Below are 20,781 nucleotides of genomic sequence, written 5' to 3'. Positions count from 1 at the left end.
CGCGCGGGATGAGGTCAGGTCACAGCAGGGACAGATGTACGTGGTTGGTGTGGTCGCTGTTCGGGTCGCCGCCGGCACCGCTGTACGAACTCCAGCCGGTCGTCGGTGACCAGAACTGGCGATACCAGATTACGTACAGGATGCCGAGCTTGTCGGCGTTGCGGACCAGGAAGGCGGTCAGGTTGTTGCCGTACAGCCGGTCGTCGCCGAAGGCGTCGCCGCCGAACCCCTGCTGCTGGGCGGAGAAGTCGCAGGCCCGCCCCTTGGGGTGCTCGAACGGACCGCCGGGGCGGAAACAGGAGACGAAGCGGGTGAAGCCGGCCTTCTTCGCCTCGTTCAGCGCGTGCATGGTGCGCGGCGTGATGCAGCCGCTCGTGGTGGGGTCGTCCAGACTGCACGACTGGGACGGCCAGGAACCGTCCGAGTTGCGCGGCGCCTGGGCGGCGACCGGTGAGGTGGCCGAGACGAATCCGTTGGTGGCGACCGCGCCGACCAGTTGCAGGGCCTTCTCGGCCTCTTTCTTCTGGCGGGCCATCGCCTCGAGTTGCTGTTCCTCGCGGGCCACTTCGGCGTCGATCGCGGCGACCGCCCGAGCGGCCTGTTCGCGGGCCTCGTTGAGCTCCCGGATTCGCTTGTTGTCGTGCATGGCGATCATGTCCAGGCCTTCGGCGCGTTCCAGCAACGCGTCCGGGTCGGCGCTGTTGAGCAGGACCATCACCGGCGTGATCCGACCGAGACGGTACGAGTTGGAGGCGACCTGGCCGATCTGTGGGGTCAGCGCCGCTATCCGTTCCTCGACCTTTTCCAACTCGAGGCTGAGCTTCAACTGGCGTTTGCGGGACTCGTCGACTGCGGCCTTGGCTTCGACGAAGCCCCGGCCGGTCGATTCGAGCACTTCACTGAGCAGTGGCGGGGCGCCTTCGTCGTCCGGATCCTGAGCGGCGGCCGGCGACGCTACGACGAAGCCGGCGAGCAGGGCGGCGACGGCGGCGAGGGCCGCGGCCGTCGGAATCCGCCGGCGGAGGGGTGCGGTCATCCTGTTCCTTTCCTTGGCCGCCGACCGAGTTAGCTGACGGGTTCGGGACGGAACGATCCCTACCGCTGGCGCGGATTCACCCCGGTGGAAACGTGGTTCCCCGGCTCACCCCGGAGGGGTGATTGGGCGGCGGTCACCGCCGGCGCCGGTGGGCGCCGCCTGGCGGAGACCGCGGGCAAGCTTACCGGATCGGTCACCGGCATCAACACCTCGACAATCCTGACTGAGCTGGAAAAATCCGTTACCGGACAACGACTTTCGGTGATGTCCACTGTCTGCGCTCGGCGGCGTACGACAAGTCGCGGGACGGGCCGGATACCGCTGCGCCGAGGTTAGCGGCTGACTACAGTACGTATGAGGAAAAGTGGGAAAGTCGTAGCGTCGGACGGATCCTCGGTGAGAGATGACGATTCCCCGGTCGGGCCGCCGGACGCCGACAGCGTGGCGGTGATCGGCCTCGGCCGGTTCGGCGGTCAGGTCGCCCAGTCCCTGCTCCGCCTCGGCCATCACGTGCTGGGCATCGACGAGCATCCCAAACGGGTGCACCGCTGGTCCGAGCGGCTGCCGAGGGTGGTCGAGGCGGATTCGACCGACGACCAGGCGTTGCGCCAGTGCGGCGTCGCCGGCTACCCCCGCGCGGTGGTCGGCATCGGCTCGGACGTCGAGGCCAGCATCCTCACCGTGGTGGCGCTGACCGAGCTGGGCGTCCCGGAGATCTGGGCGAAGGCGATCACCGCCAAGCACGGCCGGATCCTCGCCTCGGTCGGCGCGCACCATGTGATCTTTCCGGAGGCGGCGATGGGTGACCGGGTGGCCCACCTGCTGGCCAGCCGGATGCTCGACTTCATCGAGTTCGACGACGGGTTCGCCATCGCCAAGGTCTGTGCCCCGCCGGACGCCGCCGGTCGGACGTTGGCCGAGTCCCGGCTACGCCAGCGGTACGGCATCACGGTGGTCGGGATCAAGGAGCGGGACCGGCAGCTGCGGTACGCGGGACCTGAGACGTTGATCCCGCCGGACGCGCTGCTGATCGTCGCCGGGGCGACCACGGCGGTCCAGCAGTTCGGCCGGTGAACATGGGCGTGACCGCCTCATCACACCTTCATTTCGTGAGCTGATCAGCCGCTGCACTTTCGCAAACTCGTGACTCAGGCTACAGTCCCTGCATGGGAGCGCTTCCATCGATGGATGTGCCCCGCTGAAGTAGTCGACGCGTGGCGCGGCGATGGCGACATCACCGTGTCAACCGCACAGCTCCCGAGGCTGGCGGCGGGCCAAGCCCGGACTCCGCCGCCAGCCCGCGCACCACCTGTCGAGAGGAGGTGGAACCAGAGCCACTCGCGTGGCCCGGCTCCCGCGCGTCACGCACGACCTGGACGCCAGACCGCTCGTGCGTGTGTAGCAACTGATGGTGGGGACGGGGGTTGCCCTCCCCGTCCCCACGCTAGTCTCCGATTGTTACGGCGGGGAATCGCCGACAAGTCAGGACCGCGACGCTGGTCCGTCCGACAGCGCTGCCCAGCCCGCCGATGAGCCGGCGGGCTTCGTTGTGTATAGGGCCTGGAGCAGCGGCTGGGCGGCCGTGCCCGGTCTGCGGCGACGGTCGGACCGAAGCCCGTTCCGTCGTCGCGCAAGGGTCCGGGGCTCGCCGATTGGTAGTGGGCAAGCTCACAGTCGGTTGATCCGCTGGTCGCGACCGGATGATCCCGTCGGGTGCTGCCGGTGCGGTGGTGCCCGGCTATTAAATCGACAATCATGGATCTCACAGTCGCTGGTCCGTCCCGGCGTCCGCACCGAAAGCGAGATGTCCATGCCGCAACCGCCGCACCACTGCCGCCGGTGGATCCGGCGCGATCCCAACCGCACCCGACGCCGGCTCGGCGTCGCGGTCGCCGCCGCGCTGCTCGGCCCACCCCTGCTGCCGGCGTCCGCGGCGCTCGCCGTGGCGGACACCGAGCCGCCGACCACCCCCGGCACCCCGACCGTCGCCGCGATCGGCACCACCGACGTCACCCTGGTCTGGACGGCGGCCACCGACGACGTCGGGGTGACCGGCTACGAGGTGGCCCGACTGCACACCGACTACATCGTGATCAGCACGACCCCCGACAACGAGATCACCATCGACGGGCTGGGGCCGTCGCAGACGTACCAGTTCTGGGTGTACGCGCTCGACGCCGCCGGCAACCGTTCGCCGGCCAGCCCGAGCCTGCGCCTGACCATGCCGCCCGGCGACGGCCAACCACCCACCGCGCCCACCGCGCTGACCGCCACCACGATCGGCACCGACTCGGTCACCCTGCGGTGGCAGCCGTCCGCCGACAACGTCTACGTCGCCTGGTACGAGGTGCTGCGGATCAACCCCGACGGCTCCACCACCCCGGTGGCGACCGCCCCGCAACACCCACCGACCGGACCGACCGCCCGGGTCGGCGCACTACAACCGCAGACCGCGTACACCTTCGTGGTGCGGGCCCACGATGACGCCGGCAACACCTCACCACCGTCCGAGCCACTGACCGTGCGGACCCTGCCGGCGGCACCCGACTGCAAGGTCAGCTACCAGGTGGTGAACCACTGGCCCGGAGCCTTCCAGGCCCAGCTGACCATCCACAACGCCGGACCGGTCGCGATCGACGGCTGGACCCTGCGCTGGACCTTCCCCGGCGACCAGCGGATCAGCCACCTGTGGGGCGCCGAACCGGTCGACCTGGTGCCGCCGGAGATCACCGTCGCCAACACCACATGGAACAGCCGGATCCCGGTCAGCGGCAGCGTACAGCTCGGTTTCGTGGTCAGGTACCAGGCGAGCAACCCGCCGCCGACGGACTTCCTGCTCAACGGCGACCGGTGCGCGTCCTCGGGTTGACCCTCGTCGAAGACGCGCTGGTGACGGCGGCTTGCTAGCCTCGCCCGCATGCGGGTGCTGGTGGTCGAGGACGACCCCGAGGTACGCAGCGCCGTCGTCACCGCGCTGCGCTCCGGCGGATTCGCCGTCGACCAGGCGGCCGACTGGAGCCAGGCCGACCTGAGCATGAGCATCAACGACTACGACTGTCTGGTGCTCGACCGGATCCTTCCGGAAGGCGACTCACTGCACCAGCTCGGCCACCGCCGGCGGGCCGGGCTCACCACACCGGCGCTGGTGCTCACCGCGCTGGACAGCGCCGGGGACCGGATCGCCGGCTTCCAGGCCGGTGTCGACGACTACGTGGTGAAGCCCTTCGTCACCGCCGAACTGGTGCTGCGGGTCCGGGCCCTCTGCCGACGCCGCGGCGCCACCACCCCGCCGCTGCTGCGGGTGGCCGATCTGGAGGTCGACGCCGCCCGCCGGGAGGTGCGCCGCGCCGGCGTCCTGCTGACGCTCACCCGCAAGGAGTTCGCCGTACTGGAGATGCTGCTGGTCCGGCGCCCGGCGGTGGTCAGCCGCAGCGACCTGTTCGAACACTGCTGGGACGAGCTCGCCGACCCCAGCTCGAACGTGGTGGACGCGGTGGTCGCCCAGCTGCGCCGCAAGCTCGGCGAACCGCAGCTGATCCACACCGTACGCGGGGTCGGCTACCGGGTCGGCGGGGCGCCGTCGTGACCGCCGGTCGAGTTGGCGGGGCGCCGTCGTGAACCGCCGCGACCGGCGGGGCGGCAAGCCGCTGCAGACCGCCGACCGGCTGCGCAACCTGCGGATCCGGATCACGCTGCTGGTGATGGCGATCAACGTGGTCGGCCTGGCCGGGATGGGTGCCGTCGCGCTGCTGGTCGACGGACGGCAGCGGGACGAGGTGGTCGCCGCCGAGCTGCGGCGTACCGCCAGCACCGCCGCCGCCCTGCTCTACTACGAGTCCGGGGCGCTGCAACTCGACAAACTGTTCGACAACGCGGTCGCCAACGGCACCACCGCCGTCTACGTGTACGAGGCCGGCCGGACCGACCTCAGCCTGGTCTTCGCGTACCCGGCCCGGTTGCCGGTCGTCCCACCGGGCAACCTGCTCGCACCGGCCCGAACGGTCTGGACCTCCGGTACCGAGCTCGCCGGCGGAGTCGGCGACACCGCCGGTACCCCCACCCCGCTGCTCGCCGTACCGTTCGAGCACGCCGTCACCGGCGCGGTGGCCGGCGCCGTCGTGGTGCTCGGCGACACCGGGCCGGCCGAGACCGCCAACCGGCGGCTGGCCCTGGCCCTGGTCGCCGGCGGCGTCAGCTTCACCGCGTTGGCCTGTGCCGGCGGATACCTGCTCGCCCGCCGTGGCACCGAGCCCATCGCCGACGCGCTCAACCAGCAGGAACGGTTCGTCGCCGACGCCGCGCACGAGCTGCGCACACCGCTGACCGTGATCCGTGCCGTCTCCGAGACCGCGCTGGCCGAGCCGCAGCGCCGCCCGGCGGCGCTGCGCCAGGTGGTGCGCTCCGCCGACCGGCTCGCCGACTCGGTCTCCGTCCTGCTCACCCGGGCCCAGCTCGTCGCCGGCCTGCGTGACCTGCGCCGGGAGCCGTTCCGCCTGGACCAACTGGCCGAGGAGGTGCTGGCCGACACCGTCGTCGCGCCGCACCGGGCGGTGCCGGTCACCGAGGCGGTGGTGGCGTACGGCGACCCGGCGCTGGTCCGGATCGCGCTGCGCAATCTGATCCAGAATGCGGTCCAGCACGGTCGGGCCGCCGACCAGCCGGCCGAGATCCGGCTCGAGGTCACCGCCGGGCCACCGACGGTACGGGTACGCGATCGCGGCACCGGGCTCAGCGAAGCCGTCGCCGCCGCGCCCGAGCAGCGGTTCCGCAGCGGCACCGAGGACGGCACCGGGCTCGGGCTGGCCATCGCCAGCTGGGTGGCGCAACTGCACGGCGGGCAGCTGCGGCTGGTCAACGCCGAAGGCGGCGGTGCCGAGGCCCGGCTGCGGCTGCCCGGCGGTCAGGGCGGGTAGGGCGGCGTGCCCGAGCGGACCGGTCAGCATGCCGGGACCGCCCGATCAGGGTACGTAGACCGCGTTGTCGCCGTCGGGGCGGATCGCGAACCAGATGCCCGACTGGCCGTGGCCGTTCGCGTCGCCGGGCATCCGGTCACCGGCGTAGCCGTACAACGGCCAGCCGGCCAGGCTCAGCTGCCGGCTCCCGTCGGACCGGTCGAAGCAGCCGACCAGCTGCCGGTCGATTCCCTCCACCCGTACCTCGCCCTCGCAGGGGGCCGGAAGCCAGGACTGCCGGCACTGTCCCTCGCAGGCGGACCAGGTCGGTGCTGCGGTGTCCCGGTCGGACCGGTACAGCACGAACCCCTGCGCGTCGATGACGATCTCGTCCAGCGTCCGGGAGTCGACCGCATACAACGCGGTGCCGGTCGCGGTGGACGACGGCGCGGCGGAGACACCCGCCGGGGCCCCCGCCCCGGGGTCGCTGCACCCGCTGAGGACCAACCCGGTGAGGACCAGCACCGCGCCCCGTACAAATCGTCTCATCAAAACCTCACGCTCCTACCAGCAGGATAGGCGGGTCCGACCGGGTACAGGAGGTGGACGTGCGTACGTTGCTGCGGCCGACGGCGATGCTCGGCCTGCTGTCGGTGCTGACCGGATGCGTCGCGGCCGGCGGCGAGCAGCCGGCACCGGCCAGCGCCTGCGGCAGCCGCATCGCGGTCCTCGGCCCGCTCTCCGGCGACTCGGCCGACCTCGGCGGCAACGTCCGCGACGGTGCCCGACTGGCCTTCGACCAGTACCGGGCGGAGCATCCGGACTGCCCGGTGGAGCTGGTCGAGTTCGATTCGCAGGGCGACCCGAAGCAGGCCCCCGCGCTGGCCCAGCAGATCGTCGACGACGCCCGCATCATCGGGGTGGTCGGTCCGGGCTTCTCCGGCGAGGCCGAAGCGGCACTGCCGATCCTCGACCAGGGTGGCGTCGCCACGATCACCACCTCGGCGACCCGGACCGAACTCAGCGAACGCGGCTGGTCCACCTTCCACCGGCTGGTCGGCAACGACGCCGTGCAGGGGCGTGCCGCCGGTCGGTACATCGACCAGGCGCTGGGCGGCACGGCGGTGTTCGTCGTCGACGACGGCGGGGCGTACGGCCAAGGGCTGGCCGACCAGGTGGCCGCCGGACTCGGCGCCAAGGTGGTGCAGCGGGCGACGGTCGCCGCCGGAGCGACCGACTTCAGCGCGGTGGTCGGGCAGATCCGTTCCGCCGACGCCGACGTCGTCTTCTACGGCGGCTACTACGCGGAAGCTGGTCGGCTGCGCCGCCAGCTGCGCGCGGCCGACATCCCGGCGACCTTCGTCGCCGGTGACGGGGCGAAGGCGGACGGATTTCTCCGCGAGGCCGGCGACGACGCCGAGACCGGGGTGGTGATCACCTGCCCCTGTCTGCCGCCGGAGCGGGCCGGGGCCGAGTTTCCGCAGCGCTACCGGGAACGCTTCGGGGTGGAGCCGGGCACGAACTCCGCCGAGTCGTACGACGCGGCGACGGTGTTCCTCGCCGGAATCCAGGCCGGACACGGGGACCGGGCCGCGATGGCCGCGTTCGTCGACGACTACGACGCGCCCGGGGTCACCACCCGGATCGCCTGGACCGGCACCGGTGAGCTGGTGGCGTCGTCGGTAGTGGTCTGGGCGTTCCGCGTCCAGCAGGGCCGGTTCGTGGCGGAGCGGTCCATCCCGGCAAGTTGACCTGCGCGCCCCTGGCGGGCGCGTCCGTGAACGTGGCAGAGGAGCTCAGTCATGACCCTACCGACCACGGCCGGCAGTGGCGCTGCCGGCGACGCCTGCACCGGGGCGGACAACCGGCCCGGTGGTGGCACCGAGAAGGTGCTGCGCGCCGTCGCGGCCGGCCCGCTCGGCGCGTACCCGTTGCTGGAGGCCGCGTTCTGCTGGAACGAGCGGCGGCCGGTCGGCTGGCGCCGGCTGGGGCCGGCGTCGGCCACCGCGGACCGGCAGCTACCGGTGGCCCAGACCGAGCAGCCGGCGGCCGCGGCCCGGACCGCCCGCCTGCTGTCCACGATCACCTGGTCGGTGACCAGCCCGGTCGGCGCATGCGCCTCGCTGACCAGGGTCGAGGTGTCCTCGGACGGGTACCACCGGGTGTTGCGGGCGTTGGCCGGCGCGTGGCGCGACGGGCGGCGGATGCTCGGCAGCCCCGGGCTGGCGGCCGCGCACTACCCCGCTGCGCTGGCCGTCTGGCGGATGGCCGCGCTGCTGGCTCCGGCGGACCGGACCGCCGGGGTGCTCGCCATCTCGGTGAGCACCCCGGCGGCGGCGCTGCTGCGAAGTGCCGCGCCGGCGTTGGCGCTGCCGCACACGGTCGTCGAGCGCAGCGGGCGCAGCACCGTGATCCGGGTAGACCGCCCGACGCTGTTCCGTAGGCTGCTGACCGAGATCGACCCGGCTGCCGCCGGTCCGATCGACGGCACGCCTACCGGACGGCCGGTGGTGGCGGTCGGACGCCGGCTGCCGGTCGAGTCGATGCGGCGGCTGGCGGCCGCCGGTTGACGGTCAGCCGGCTGCGGCGGGGCCGGTCCGGCGGCGGGGCCGGCGGGTCAGCCCGAAGCCGACCACGCCACCGACGGCGGCCAGTACGCCACCGGCCACCGTCCAGATCCACCGACTCGTCAGGCCGGGCAACCAGTCGCTGAACCAGCCGGCCACCCTGTCCCACCAGGACTCTTCGCCGACCTGTCCGGCGGCGTCCGGGTCGTCTGCGGCTGGGTCGTCCCCGGCCGGGACGTCGTCGGTCTGCCCGGCGGCGTCCGCCGTACCGGTGCCGTCGGCCGCGCTGGTGAGCACCGCCCCTTGCCGTACGGTCGGCGTCAGCGGCGCCTCCAGCCGGCCGCCCTCCGGGCTGGTGTCACCCGACATGTCGGCGCTCACCCGCAGCTCGACCTGCACCGGCAGGCCGAGGTCCTGCTCCGGCAGGTCGGTGACGGAGAGCCGGACGTAGTAGGTACCGGGCAGTGGATCGGCGGACCACGGTTCGGCCCAGGCCCGGACCTGCCGCAGTGCGCAGCCGGCCCGTACCTGCCGGTCGGTGGCGGATCCGACGGGTGACTGCATGCCCGCGGTGCACGGCTGGCGGCGGCGCAGCCCGTCGAACACGTCGATGGTCCAGGTCGACGCGCCGCTGCGCGTCGCCGGATCGGCGAGGGTCACGGTCGCCACGATCGAGCTGGTCTGGCCGGCCTGGGCCGGGAACGACCAGTACAGGTACTCACCGGTCGCGGCGGAGACCCGGACCGGCTGGTCGATGTGGACCGCCGCGGCGGTGAGAAACGACGTACCGGCCTTGGTGAGGGTGGCCTCCGCCGGTGCCGGGGTGGGACCGTCGGCCGCCGCCGGAGTCGCGATGAGAAGGACGGCGGCGCCAGCGGCGCCGATGGCCAGGCCGGTGCGGGTCGGCCGGAATCTACGACGGGTCAACTCAGCTCTCCTTCCAGACAGTGGTCCACCAGCGGGTCAGCCAGCCGGCGAGGACTCCGGTGACCAGCCCGGCGAGGCTGAGTACGATCAGCAGCAGCCAGCCGCGGCCCAGGCCCGGGCTGTCCGGGGTGGGGGAGGCGGCCACCAGATCGACGGTGAGCTCGATCGGCATGCCCGGGGCGTCGCCGGCCCCGCCGGCGGCGGCGAACGAGTTGCTGACCACCAGGCAGACCTCGGAGGGCGGTGGTTCCGCGTCGGCGGCCGTCGGCGCGGCGGCGGACGCGGCACCGGTCGGCGTACCGGCCAGGTCAGAAGTCCCATCGGCGTCGTCGGCCCGGTCGGTCTCGTCGGCCCGGCCGTCTTCCGGGCCGGCGGACCATCGCAGGCCGGTGGACAGTACGTCGGTCCGGCCGCTGCCGGCGTCGGTACCCCGGACCAGCTCACGGCCGTTGGGATGGACGGCGCGGAGCAGGATCCCGTAGTCCCGGTTCACCGGGCGGTCCAGCGCGATGCTCACCGAGGCGCGCAGCTCCTGGTCCGCTCGGATCGGTACGCGGTACCAGCGGTGCTCCTCGAAACGTTCCCGGTCGGTGTAGACACCGGCCGCGAGCAGTGGCGCCGCCGTGCAGTCGGTGCTGCCGGTGACCAGCTCCGGGGTCTGGGTGTAGGTGTCCTGGGCCCGGTCGACCAGCTGGTTGATCCGGTCGGCGAGCTGGTCGGCGCTCTGCGCGGTGGTGTACGTGCCGCCGGTGGCCCCGGCGATGCAGACCAGCTGCTGGCGGACCTTGTCGTCGAGCGTGAGGCCGAGCGTGTCGATGATCAGCCGGGTGCCCTGGGCGGCGAGTTCCCGGGCGACGTCACACGGGTCGGGCGGGGCGCAGGTGTCCTCGCCGTCGGTGATCAGGACGATGCGTCGGGCGGTCTCACCGGAGCCGAGGTCCTTGGCCGCCTCCCGCAGCGCCAGCCCGATCGGGGTGAAACCGGTGGGCCGCAGGCTGGCGATCGCGGCCTTCGCCTGGTCGCGGTCGACCGGCCCGACCGGCACGATCTGCTGGGTGTCCTGGCAGCCGAGGGCCTTGTCGTCGCCGGGGTAGGTGGCACCGAGGACCCGGATGCCGAGGTCGGTGCCGGCCGGTACGGCGTCGACGACCTCGTTGAACGCGCGTTGGGCGACGGCCATCCGGGTCTGGCCGTTCATGTCGGGCTCCCGCATCGAGCCGCTGACGTCCAGGACCAGCTGCATCCGCAGGTTCTCGGTGGTCTCGTCGGCACCGGCGGGCGGGGTTCCGGGCAGGATGATGACGCCCAGTAGTCCGATCAGGACAACCTGGGCGGTACGTCGGATGATCACCGGCCGATCTTAGTGATCATCCAATGTGCCCTCCACAGTGGCAGGGCGTGGCCCGGTGCGCCCGAGCGGTCGTCAAGCGTACCGGCTCAGTGGCGGTGTGGGGTCTCGAACAGTTCGGTGACCATCTTGGCGTAGTCGCGGGCCATGTCGGCGAACTGGTAGCTGCGGGCGGCGGCCCGGGCCGCCAGTTCCACGTGCCGGCCGCGCAGCTCGGTCGAGGCCAGCAGGGCGTCGGTCAGCCCGTCGCGGGCCGCCGGATCGAAGCCGATGGTGTATGTCGGATCGAGCAGTGCGGTCAACGCGCCCACCCGTGGCGCCACCACCGGGCGGCCGAACGACACCGCCAGATGGAAGCTGCCCGAGTTGAGCACCGTGCGGTACGGCAGCACCACCGTGTCCGCGGCCTTGAAGTAGAACTGGACCTCCTCGTCCGGGACCGGATCGAAGATCGCGGTGATCCGGGGGTCACGGTCGCAGCGTTCGGCCAGTCCGTCGCGCGGGTCGAGCCGTTTCGGCGCCCCCGCGACGATCAGTCGCAGCCGGGGGTCCTGCTCGCCGGCCGCGTCGAACGCGTCGAGCAGTTCGCTGACCCCCTTGTACGGTCGGATCCCACCGAAGAACAGCAGGACGTGGTGGTCGGCGGCGTACCCGAATCGGCGACGGGCCGCGAGCCGGCTCACCGAGTCGGGATACACCCCGAGGTAGCTGCTGTGCCGGACGATCCGGACCTTTTCCGGCGGCAGCGGATAGTGTGGCGCGGTCGCCGCCACCGTCTCCGGGCAGAGCAGGTGCACGACATCGGCCTCGCCGGCGAGGTACCGGGCCAGTTCCTTCTCCACCTCCGGGTACTTCCACTCGTGCGGGAAGACGTTGTGGATGGTCCAGATCAGCCGGCCGCCCCGACGCCGTAGGTCGGCGATCCGGTTCTGGAACTCGGCCAGCCGCGCCGCCGCCTGCTGGGCGTCGGTGGCCGGGTGCACGATCGGGTCGGTCCAGTGCACGTGTAGCACGTAGCTGTCCAGCCGCCCGGTGGCCAGGTGCGGGGCGGCGGAGACCCGGACGGCGTCGGCGACCGGGAACCACCGCACCCCGACGTCGCGGAGACCCGACATCAGCAGCTGCTGGTACGGATTGTCCAGGTAGTAGGGGTAGGTGCCGACGAACCGGCTGTTGGCCCGGCGCGGCTGCGGGTCGAGCCCGTCGATCACCGCGTGCAGGTCCGCCGCCCGGCGGGCGAACGAGTGACGCTCGCGTACCACCTCGGACAGCTGGCCGGCCAGCGCGACGGTGCCGGCGGGGTCGCCGGTCAGCCGGGCGATCAGGTCGCCGAGGCTGGCCGCGTCGCTGTACGTGGGCAGCTCCCCCAGCCCGAGTTCGGCGAGCCCGATCCGGCAGTTCGTCAGTGGCAGCGCGCCCGCCGCCAGGCTCTCCAGCAGCCGGGAGTTGACGTTGCCGTACGGCCGGGTGGTGTGGTTGAGATCGTCGAGCACCAGCAGCGCCCGCCGGTACAGGTCCGGCAGGTTGAAGTAGCTGGTGGGGCCGCCGGCGTATCGGGAGAAGTACGAGCTCAGCCCGCGCTTCTCGCCGAACACGACGAACGGGAAGGTGATGTCCACCCCGCGCAGGCACTGGTACAGGTGCCGTTCCCGTCCCCACGAGTTGACCGTCGTCACCGCGCCACTGCGGACCTGCTCGGTGCCGGGCAGGGTGAACAGCTCGGTGTCCACCCCGAGCGGCAGCAACCCGACCGGCCCGTCGTAGTGTTCGCGCAGCCGGCTCACCGAGGCGGACGAGGAGGCGACCACCGTGTCGAACAGGGCGAGGTGCGGATGCTCCCGCCACCGGTCGGTCTCGTTGCGGACCCAGGCGACGATCCGGCAGCGGTCCGGCACGGTCAGCGGGTCGAACGTCGGGATCATGGCGACCGCCACGTCGGTCTCCGGTGGCAGCTCCGCCCAGCGCTCCGCCGGCAGGTACGCGACCTGGTAGCCGTGCCGCTGCAGGTAGCGGCCGATCCCGACGGCGACGTAGAGGTCGCCACGGCCGGCGTCCAGGTCGACGGTGGAGACGCAGAACATCACCTTCACCGCGTCCGAGCGGTGGAACCGGTCCTGCCCGCAGGCCTGCCGGTAGGCGTCGCGCAGCACCGGATCAGCGGTCAGCCCGTGGAACTGGGCCGGCACGTTGGTGGTCGGTACGTTGGTGGCCGGCGCCCCGCGGCCCTCCGAGCTGTCGGCGCCGGCACCGGCGCCGGCCGTGGTGCGTCGGTTGGTCGACCGGCTCCGTCGGCGTTTGACGGCCCGCAGGCCCTCGTTCGGCCGGAACACGTACCGGACCATCTTTCCGGCCCGGTACGTGTTGCTGTTGGTCATCTTGTTGATCCGGGTCTGCAGCCTGGTGGCCGTCTCCTGCAGCTCCTTGACCTTCTGCTGCGAGTCCTTGAGCTTCGCCTGGAACTGCGTCCGTTCCTGCTCGGCCCGGCGCAGCGTCTCACGGGCCTGCAGCGCGTCGAGCCGTTCCTGGCCGACCAGGTCCTGGGCGAGGCGGAACTGCTCGTCCAACTGCCGGTGCCGGTGCCGCAGGTCGTCGAGTTGCGCGGTCAGCCGCTCGTTTTCGGCCAGCGTGTCGAGGTGGGCCGAATGCTCGGCGGTGAGCCGCTGCTCGGCCAGGCTGATCCGGGCCGCTTCGGTGGACGGCCGGCACTCCACGACGTACTGGTAGGTTTCGGCCTCCGCACCGAGTTGGGCCACCACCCGGCGCAGCTCGGTGCTGATCTCGAAGGCGTGGGCCCGGTGCGGAGTCTGCTCGGCGGACCGGATCGTCCGGTGTGTCGCGCTGACCAGGAACCCGTTCGACTCCAGCAGCGTCTGCATGCTGGTCCGGGTGAAGAAGCGCAGGTGGGTCGAGTCCAGCAGGCCCGTCCTGGTGTACTCGAAGTTGCCGGTCATCAACTGGATGATGATCGACTCGTGCGCCATGTTCGGGAAGCTGACGACCAGGAGGCCGTCCGGAGCGAGGATCTTGTCGTCCCGCAGTGCGCGCAGGACGGAACCCGGCTCGATCAGGTGTTCCAGTACGTCGGCGAGAATCACCACGTCGTACTCGCGGCCGGCCAACATGCCGGGCCAGTCCGGTTCCCGCAGGTCGACGACCATCGTCTCCTGTACGCCGCCGGCCCGGGCCTCGGCGAGCGCCTCGGTGTCGACGTCGGCGCAGGTGACGGTGCGCCCCGCGACGGTGGCGAGCATGCCGGAGACGACGCCCGGCCCCGAGCCCAGATCGAGCACCCGGGGGCCACCGCTCGCCGCCAGCCGGTAGACGGCGGCGGCGGTGTTGTTGGTGTCCTCCGGCTCGAAGCTGTAGGAGTATCTGCTCATGACCGTCTCCGCGGGTGCGCCGTGGGCCTCGTCGGCCGGGCGGTGCGTAGTCGGGGCGCAGGGGGTGGCTGAACAGCAACTTTACTGGATCAACGGGGTGACCGGCGGCGAAGCGCCAGCAACCGCGTCAAATCCGGTTGGCGATCCGCTCGTCGTCTCCGGCTAGCCGGAGACGAGCGCGTCGAGGTCGTCGCGGCGGCCGAGGCGACCGTCCCGGCCGTCGGCGAGTGCCAGTTCGACGAGCTTTTCGTAGCCGGCGCGCAACTGCGGGGCGTGGGTGGCGACCTGCCGGAGCCAACAGGTGACGAACGCCTCGAGCTCCGACTCGATCTCGCTCAGCGGGGCGGTGAAGAACCGCTTGCTGAAGTGCATCCGGTTCCGGCACATGTAGTAGACGTAGTACGGCGGCGGGTATCTGCCGGCCGACCGTTTGTAGTGCCACACCCGGGAGTAGGGCGCGAGGACGGTACGCCAGCCGGCCTGCTGGGCACGCAGGCAGTAGTCGGTCTCCTCGTAGTACAGGAAGTAGTCCTCGGACAGCAGACCGATCTGGCGCAGCGTCTCCCGCCGGATCAGGAAACACGCGCCGGTGACGTAGTCGACGTCGCGTACCGTCCCGTCCGGCACGGACGGATCGAACACCCCGGCGTCGGCGTGGTACGTGGACCCGTGGCCCTTGATCACGCCGCCGTTGAACAGGATGCGGGCCGGGTGTCCGCCGTCGAGAATGCGGCTGCCGACGATCCCGGCGTCCGGGTGCTCCTCGGCGGTCTGCAGCAGACGGGTCAGCGTCTGCGCGCTGACGACCGCATCCGGGTTGAGCAGCCAGACGAACTCGGCGGACGACGCCAGCGCGGCCCGGATGCCGATGTTGCAGCCGGCGGCGAAGCCGATGTTGTCACCGGCGGAGACGACTTCCACGGCCGGATCCAGCAGGTCGGTGAGATCGGGCCCGTGGTGCTCCCGTTCGGTGTTGTCGACCACGATCACCCGCTGGTCGGCGGTGTCACTGGCCTGCAACGAGGTGAGGCAACGGACAGTGTCGTCGTAGTGCCGGTAGTTGACTACGACGGTTGCTACCCGCGGCCCGATCCGCACAGGTGACCTCCCGAACGGCAGGCGTCCGCAGCCGGTCCGTCCACCTGGGCCGACGCTATCAGCTCGGCCGCCGGGTGTACGGCGGACCGCTCGGAGCCGGTCCGCCGCACCCTGTCGAATCACCGCCAGGTGTCGGTGAGGGTGGTCGCGCCGCCGGCCGGGGTGGCACTGCGGTTGCCGCCCGACTCCCAGTCGACGGTGCCGTCCGGCGCCCGCTTCACGTACTTGTACTCGAAGGGCTCACCGGCCGGCAGCGTGACGCTGCCCGACCAGACCGGGTAGCCGTCCGGAGCGAGGGCGACCGCCCGGGTCGGGTCCCACGAGCCCAGCGCCGGGACCGAGCCGACGACCAGGACCTCCTGCCCGTACCAGGTGGTAGCGGTGACGTCGAAGGTGACCGGGACGGTGCCCGAGCCGGGCTGGCCCCAGGTGGCGGTGAGCGGTGTGCCGCCGACGCCGCTGCGATTGGCGCCGCCTTCCCACTCGACCGTGCCGTTTGCGTCCACCTTGACCAGTTTCCACTCGAACGCGGTACCGTCCGGGACGTCGACGGAGCCGGTCCAGGTCGGGTAGCTGGTCGCGTCGGTGCTCAGCGGCGCCGCGTCGGCCGGATCCCAGGAGCCGAGTTCGGGCAGCGAGCCGACCACCCGTACCTGCTGGCCGAATACGGTCTGCACGGTGGCGGTGACCGGGGTGCCGTCGCCCGGGGGCGGGTCGACCGGGCCGCAGCCGGCCGGGTCGGTGCAGTCGAGTCGCGCCGCGACGTGCAGTGCCACTGCCCGGTTCGCCGGGATGTCGGCGTGGAAGCCGCCGTCGGTGACGGCGATCGTGCCGCCGGTGCAGGTGCCACTGTCCGGGCGGTAGGTGCCTCGGGCCACGTTGCAGTACCAGCCGTCCGGCAGGCTGGTGGTGAAGCTGCGGCTCCAGGTGCTGCCGGTCGCGTTGAAGGCGGCGTACCCGCGGTCGGCGCGGGCGAAGCCGAGCCGGCCGTTGCCGTCGGTGACCACGCCGCCGACGCCGGTGCCGGCGGTGGCGTTGCGGAAGCCGACCATTCCGGCGACCTGCTCGTCGCGGTGCTCGCAGATCCACTCGGCGCTGGCGCAGTCGGTGGGCAGCGTGGTGCCGTCGCCGGTGCTGGGCGGGCCCTGGGCGACCACTGAGCCGAACGCGTAGCTGGACATCAACTGCGGGGTTCCGTACGGGTGGGCCAGCATGAACGCGTCGGCCAGGTAGTAGCGGTCGCCGTCCTGGTAGGTGAGGGTCGGGGTGTTTCGCTGGGTGTCGTGGTTGTCGATGAAGACGACGGCCTGGTCGCTGGTCAGCCCACCGTAGTTCGGCATGCTGGCCAGTTGGGCGACGTTGCCGTCGCGGAACGCCGCGGAGACCGCCCGCTGGTAGTCGAAGTTGGTGACCGCGCCGTACGGCGCGTAGGCGGTGTACGGGACGGTGCCGTCGCCGTACACCTCGTGGAACAGGTCGGGTCGGCCGCCGAAGCCGGGCACGTCGTCGAGCCGGGAGATGATGTCCGCCAGGTGGGCTTCCTGGACGTGTTTGGCGGCGTCCACCCGGAACCCGGCGACGCCGAGGGCGATCACCGAGTTCATGTACTTGGCGATCTTGCGGCGTACCTCCGGGTCGGCGGTGTTGAGGTCGGCCAGGTCGAGCAGTTCGCAGTCCTGCACCTCGGTCTTGCTGCCCCAGTTGCTGATGGTGCGGTAGCAGGGTCCGAAGTCGGCGTAGCCGTAGCTGTCCCCGGATCCGTCGCCGAACAGGTCGGGGTAGCCGTACTTGCTGTAGACGGTGCCGGCGCTGCCCGGCCCGCTGCCGACCGAGCCGGTGCCGCTCATGTGGTTGAGCACCATGTCGACGTAGATCTTGACGCCCTGGTCCCGGCAGCGTTCGACCATGTCGATGAAGTCGGCCCGGTCCCCGCGCCGGGTCTGGTCGATCCGGTACGAAACCGGCTGGTAGTCCTGCCACCACGGGTAGCTGGCGCCTTCGGCGCTGGGCAGCACCACGTGCTCCTGCGGTGGGGAGACCTGGACCCCGCCCCAGCCGTCCGGGCCGAGTGTCGTCTCGCACTCCTCGGCGATGGAGTCCCACCGCCACTGGAACAGGTGCACGATCGCGTCGCCGTTGCCGACGGCGGTGGCGGTCGCATCGGCGGTCGTGGCCGGGGCCGCTGCGCGGGTCGTGGCGGTGGTCGGGGCCGGGGTCGTGGCGGTGGCGGGTGCGGCCAGGGTGACGGCCAGCGGGATCCCGAGGACGGCCGCCACGGCGGTGGCCATCGGTCTGGACACGGTCGATCCGGGTACGGACATCAGCGCTCCAATGCTGGTGATGGCTTGCCTGGGAGGAGGCAGGCACCAGGGGCCTGAAAGTGTCTGCAAGGATCGCAAGTACTTTCAGGCGTGTGGTGAGGGTAACAATCAGACGTCTCGCTGTGAACAGCTTGTTTCGGCCGCCTACCTGAGGTGCATCGGGTGGCAGCCCGTGATCGGGCTGCAAGAAGTGACTTTCACTTGCAGCAAGATCCGTCGATCTGCGGTCCCGGGCCGGGGTCAGCCGACGGTACGCGGAGCCCGCCCCCGGCCACCGGCGGTCGGCCGACCGGCGGCCCCGACCGCCTCGCTGACCGCCGCCACCACCGCCGGGTCGGCGTCCGGACGGGACAGCAGGATGAACTCCACCTCGCCCAGCGGCGGCAGATCGGCCGGGGCCACCGGGGTCAGGCCGGCCGGCACCAACCGGGCCGAGTGCGGCAGCAGGCCGAGGCCGGCACGGGCGGCGGCCACCAACCCGCCGAGGCTGCCGCTGGTGCAGGCGATCCGCCAGGGCTGGCCGGCGGACGAGAGCGCGGCGAGTGCCTGCGCCCGGGAGATGCTCGGCGGTGGGTAGACCACCAGCGGCACCGGTTCCCCGGTGGCGCGCCGCGACGGCGTCGGTTGGTCCGCCGCGCCCAGCCAGACCAGCCGGTCACGCCAGACCAGGGTGCCCCGGGACTGACCCGCCAGGCGTTTGGCGAAGACCAGGTCGAGTGCCCGGGCGTCCAGCAACTGGTGCAGTGTGCCGCTCAGCGCCACGGTCAACTCGACGTCGACCAGCGGATTGCGGCGGCGGAAGGTCTGCAGCACGTCCGGCAGATAGCTGGAGATCAGGTCCTCGGAGACGCCGAGCCGCAGCTTGCCGCGTACCACCGTGGTGCTGAAATGTCGGCGGGCCCGGTCGTGCGCGTCGAGAATGTCCCGGGCGAAGCTGATCATCGCTTCGCCGTCCACCGTCAGCTGCACGGTGTGTGTGTCGCGCAGCAGCAGCGGCCGCCCGGCCGCCTCCTCCAACCGCCGCACGTGCGCGCTGACCGTGGACTGCCGCAGGCCGAGCCGCTCGGCGGCTCGGGTGAAGCTGAGTAACTGGCTCACCGCCAGGAAGCTGCGCAGCTGGACAGGCTCGTACACGACCTGAATGTTATCGCGGTACGCGATGACAGTCAGTGCGGTGATCGGCTTTCCCGCTGATCGTCCGGCCGCCCAGAATGGGTGGACCACCCCTCATCGACCTGGAGCACCCGGATGCGCTGGCCCCGCTGGCTGATCATCGACCCGTTCATCGCGATGCTGTTCGCCGTCGTGGCGCTGGCCGCGCTGCTCCCGGTCCGCGGTACCGCCGCCTCGGTCGCCGGCGTCGTCGCCAGCGTCGGCATCGCCCTGCTGTTCTTCCTGCACGGGGCCAGGATCGCCCCGGCCGCGGCGCTCGCCGGTGCCCGGCACTGGCGCCTGCACACCGTGGTGCTGAGCACCACCTTCGTGGTCTTCCCGCTGCTCGGCCTGGCCGTCGCGGTGATCAGCCCGCAACTGCTGCCGGCCGACCTCTACCAGGGGGTCCTCTTCCTCTGCGTGGTCCCCTCCACGGTGCAGTCGTCGATCGCGTTCACCTCGATCGCCCGGGGCAACGTGCCGGCCGCCGTGTTCAGCGCGTCGTTCTCCAACATCGTCGGGGTCGCACTCACCCCGCTGCTCGCCGTGCTGCTCATGCAGAACACCGGTGACCTGCGGCTGACCGCCGGTTCGATCGGCTCGATCGTCGGGCAGCTGCTGCTGCCATTCGTCGCCGGTCAGTTGTCCCGGCGGTGGACCGCCGACTGGATCGGTCGGCACAAGAGCCTGACCTCGGTGGTCGACCGGGGCTCGATCCTGCTGGTGGTCTACACCGCGTTCAGCGCCGGAGTGGTCGCCGGGATCTGGCAGCAGATCGCCGTCAGCCAGCTGCTGGTCCTCGGGGCCACCGTCGGCGCGCTGCTGGCGGTGGTGATGGGGTTGCTCTTCGGCGTCACCCGGCTGCTCGGCTTCGACCACGCCGACCGGGCCGCGACGGTCTTCTGCGGTGCCAAGAAGAGCCTGGCCACCGGGTTGCCGATGGCGGCCGTGCTGTTCAGCCCGCAACTGCTCGGCCTGCTGGTCCTGCCGCTGATGATCTTCCACCAGATCCAGTTGATTGTCTGCGCGGCGCTGGCCCGGTGGTGGTCGAACCGGGCCCCGGTCACGCCGCCCGGGCCCCCGACCGGACCCGCCGAGCCACCATCGCCAGACCGCCGAGCACCAGCAGGCCGAGCACCAGCGACCCGCCCATCATCGTCGGCGCGGTGAGTATGCCGCTCAGGATCGACGCGGGTACGCCGACCTCGCCCGGCCCTGGAAAGGTCAGCCGTCCGGTCGCCTCGTGGGCAACGGTTCCGCTGCGCAGCCGTACGGTCACCGCCCACGGCCCGTCGGGCAGGTCACCCGGCAGTTCGACCAGCACCGACCCGGTCTCCCCGGGCAGCAGGGTGGTGCCCTGCACCACCGGGAACGGCCCGGCCCGCGCCCCGGCCGGCCCGTCGGACAGCGCCACCTCGCCGGTCAGGTCGACGGCCCGGCCGCCGGTGTTGCGTACCCGCGCGCTCAGCGACGGCACCCCGGCGTCGTCGCGGGCCGGCAGCAGCCCTTCGATCTCGAAGTCGGAGCGCGGCTCGCCGCCCATCCCGACGTCGAGATAGACCCGGATGCCGACCCGGTGCACCTGGCGGACGTCGCCCTGCACCCCCTGCTGGTCGCCCGGCTGGCCACCGCCGGTGCCGTCGCCGTTGCCGCTGTCCGCACCGGTGCCGTCGTCCGTGCCAACGCCGTCCGGGTCGGTCGCCGCCCAGATCACCGCGTACCGCTCGCCCTCGGAGGCCTTCGGCGGTACGGCGATGGTCACCTCGACCCGGGCCTGCTCGTACGGTGCCAGGTCCAGCCGGGGCTGGTCCACGGTGATCCAGGAGGTCAGTTCGTTGTCGGTGCCCGCTGTGGCGAAGCGGAACCGGCCCTGCTCGATGCGGGCGGCACCGGCGTACACCTCGATCCCTCGGTACTGCCCCGAGTTGCTGACCACCAGCACCTCACGCCGGATGCCGGTGCCCGGTGGCACGTGGTCGACGATGTACCGGTGTGCCCGCGGGTCGGCACGACGCTGCGTGGGCGCCTCCAGCAGTTGGATGCCGATCCCACCGTCGGTT

General features: G+C 71.7%; 16 protein-coding genes and 1 riboswitch. Of the genes, 7 read left to right on the top strand and 9 right to left on the bottom strand.

The genetic code is table 11. The features are described from left to right. Nucleotides 1–19: 19 nt before the first annotated feature. The gene (locus EDC02_RS34170) at nucleotides 20–1,036 is read right to left on the bottom strand and encodes a hypothetical protein (RefSeq protein ID WP_123606290.1); all 1,017 of its coding nucleotides are present in this window, start codon (nucleotides 1,034–1,036) and stop codon (nucleotides 20–22) included. Nucleotides 1,037–1,038: 2 nt separating this feature from the next. Beyond that, nucleotides 1,039–1,175: riboswitch (cyclic di-AMP (ydaO/yuaA leader) on the bottom strand. Between the two features lie 257 nt (nucleotides 1,176–1,432). On the opposite strand from EDC02_RS34170, the gene EDC02_RS34165 reads away from it, so the two are divergent. From EDC02_RS34165 to EDC02_RS34150, 4 genes are all read left to right on the top strand, one after another. Continuing rightward, nucleotides 1,433–2,110, top strand: coding sequence for a TrkA family potassium uptake protein (locus EDC02_RS34165; protein WP_233606584.1), 678 nt, complete (start codon nucleotides 1,433–1,435; stop codon nucleotides 2,108–2,110). A 730-nt stretch (nucleotides 2,111–2,840) separates the two neighbouring features. Further along, nucleotides 2,841–3,905 (top strand): cellulose binding domain-containing protein, encoded by a 1,065-nt coding sequence (locus EDC02_RS34160; RefSeq protein WP_158632408.1) that lies wholly within the window; start codon nucleotides 2,841–2,843, stop codon nucleotides 3,903–3,905. A 48-nt stretch (nucleotides 3,906–3,953) separates the two neighbouring features. Beyond that, nucleotides 3,954–4,622 (top strand): response regulator transcription factor, encoded by a 669-nt coding sequence (locus EDC02_RS34155; RefSeq protein WP_123606287.1) that lies wholly within the window; start codon nucleotides 3,954–3,956, stop codon nucleotides 4,620–4,622. A 28-nt stretch (nucleotides 4,623–4,650) separates the two neighbouring features. Further along, nucleotides 4,651–5,949 (top strand): HAMP domain-containing sensor histidine kinase, encoded by a 1,299-nt coding sequence (locus tag EDC02_RS34150; protein WP_123606286.1) that lies wholly within the window; start codon nucleotides 4,651–4,653, stop codon nucleotides 5,947–5,949. A 45-nt stretch (nucleotides 5,950–5,994) separates the two neighbouring features. Here the strand turns inward: EDC02_RS34150 and EDC02_RS34145 are convergent, their stop codons facing one another. Beyond that, on the bottom strand, nucleotides 5,995–6,477 hold the full coding sequence (locus EDC02_RS34145; RefSeq protein WP_123606285.1) for a hypothetical protein: 483 nt from the start codon (nucleotides 6,475–6,477) through the stop codon (nucleotides 5,995–5,997). 59 nt (nucleotides 6,478–6,536) lie between these two features. On the opposite strand from EDC02_RS34145, the gene EDC02_RS34140 reads away from it, so the two are divergent. Further along, nucleotides 6,537–7,679, top strand: a complete 1,143-nt coding sequence (locus tag EDC02_RS34140) for a branched-chain amino acid ABC transporter substrate-binding protein (RefSeq protein WP_148083753.1) — start codon at nucleotides 6,537–6,539, stop codon at nucleotides 7,677–7,679. Nucleotides 7,680–7,730: 51 nt separating this feature from the next. Continuing rightward, nucleotides 7,731–8,498: a hypothetical protein gene (locus EDC02_RS34135; RefSeq protein WP_123606283.1), complete on the top strand. Its 768-nt coding sequence runs from the start codon at nucleotides 7,731–7,733 to the stop codon at nucleotides 8,496–8,498. A gap of 3 nt (nucleotides 8,499–8,501) precedes the next feature. Here the strand turns inward: EDC02_RS34135 and EDC02_RS34130 are convergent, their stop codons facing one another. From EDC02_RS34130 to EDC02_RS34105, 6 genes are all read right to left on the bottom strand, one after another. Beyond that, complete coding sequence (locus EDC02_RS34130; RefSeq protein WP_233606583.1) at nucleotides 8,502–9,422, bottom strand: peptidase; 921 nt, start codon at nucleotides 9,420–9,422, stop codon at nucleotides 8,502–8,504. Between the two features lies 1 nt (nucleotide 9,423). Further along, nucleotides 9,424–10,773, bottom strand: coding sequence for a VWA domain-containing protein (locus tag EDC02_RS34125; protein ID WP_158632407.1), 1,350 nt, complete (start codon nucleotides 10,771–10,773; stop codon nucleotides 9,424–9,426). Nucleotides 10,774–10,859: 86 nt separating this feature from the next. Beyond that, entirely contained in the window at nucleotides 10,860–14,150 is a 3,291-nt protein-coding gene (locus EDC02_RS34120) for a methyltransferase domain-containing protein (protein ID WP_123606282.1), read from the bottom strand. Nucleotides 14,151–14,312: 162 nt separating this feature from the next. Then, nucleotides 14,313–15,248: a glycosyltransferase family 2 protein gene (locus EDC02_RS34115; RefSeq protein ID WP_158632406.1), complete on the bottom strand. Its 936-nt coding sequence runs from the start codon at nucleotides 15,246–15,248 to the stop codon at nucleotides 14,313–14,315. A gap of 119 nt (nucleotides 15,249–15,367) precedes the next feature. Beyond that, nucleotides 15,368–17,548 (bottom strand): carbohydrate-binding module family 20 domain-containing protein, encoded by a 2,181-nt coding sequence (locus tag EDC02_RS34110; protein ID WP_233606582.1) that lies wholly within the window; start codon nucleotides 17,546–17,548, stop codon nucleotides 15,368–15,370. 261 nt (nucleotides 17,549–17,809) lie between these two features. Beyond that, nucleotides 17,810–18,703, bottom strand: a complete 894-nt coding sequence (locus EDC02_RS34105) for a LysR family transcriptional regulator (RefSeq protein ID WP_123607365.1) — start codon at nucleotides 18,701–18,703, stop codon at nucleotides 17,810–17,812. A 114-nt stretch (nucleotides 18,704–18,817) separates the two neighbouring features. Here EDC02_RS34105 and EDC02_RS34100 point away from each other — a divergent pair, with 114 nt between their 5' ends. Then, the gene (locus tag EDC02_RS34100) at nucleotides 18,818–19,891 is read left to right on the top strand and encodes a bile acid:sodium symporter family protein (protein ID WP_123606279.1); all 1,074 of its coding nucleotides are present in this window, start codon (nucleotides 18,818–18,820) and stop codon (nucleotides 19,889–19,891) included. Here EDC02_RS34100 and EDC02_RS34095 read toward each other — a convergent pair. Further along, entirely contained in the window at nucleotides 19,785–20,693 is a 909-nt protein-coding gene (locus EDC02_RS34095) for a hypothetical protein (protein WP_123606278.1), read from the bottom strand. The two genes, EDC02_RS34100 and EDC02_RS34095, sit on opposite strands and share 107 nt — an antisense overlap. Nucleotides 20,694–20,781 lie beyond the last annotated feature (88 nt).

The sequence above is a fragment of the Micromonospora sp. Llam0 genome, from assembly GCF_003751085.1.
In the GTDB taxonomy this organism is placed as follows: domain Bacteria; phylum Actinomycetota; class Actinomycetes; order Mycobacteriales; family Micromonosporaceae; genus Micromonospora_E.
The sequence above is the reverse complement of the archived record's forward strand: the minus strand, read 5'-3'. Positions and strand labels throughout refer to the sequence as shown.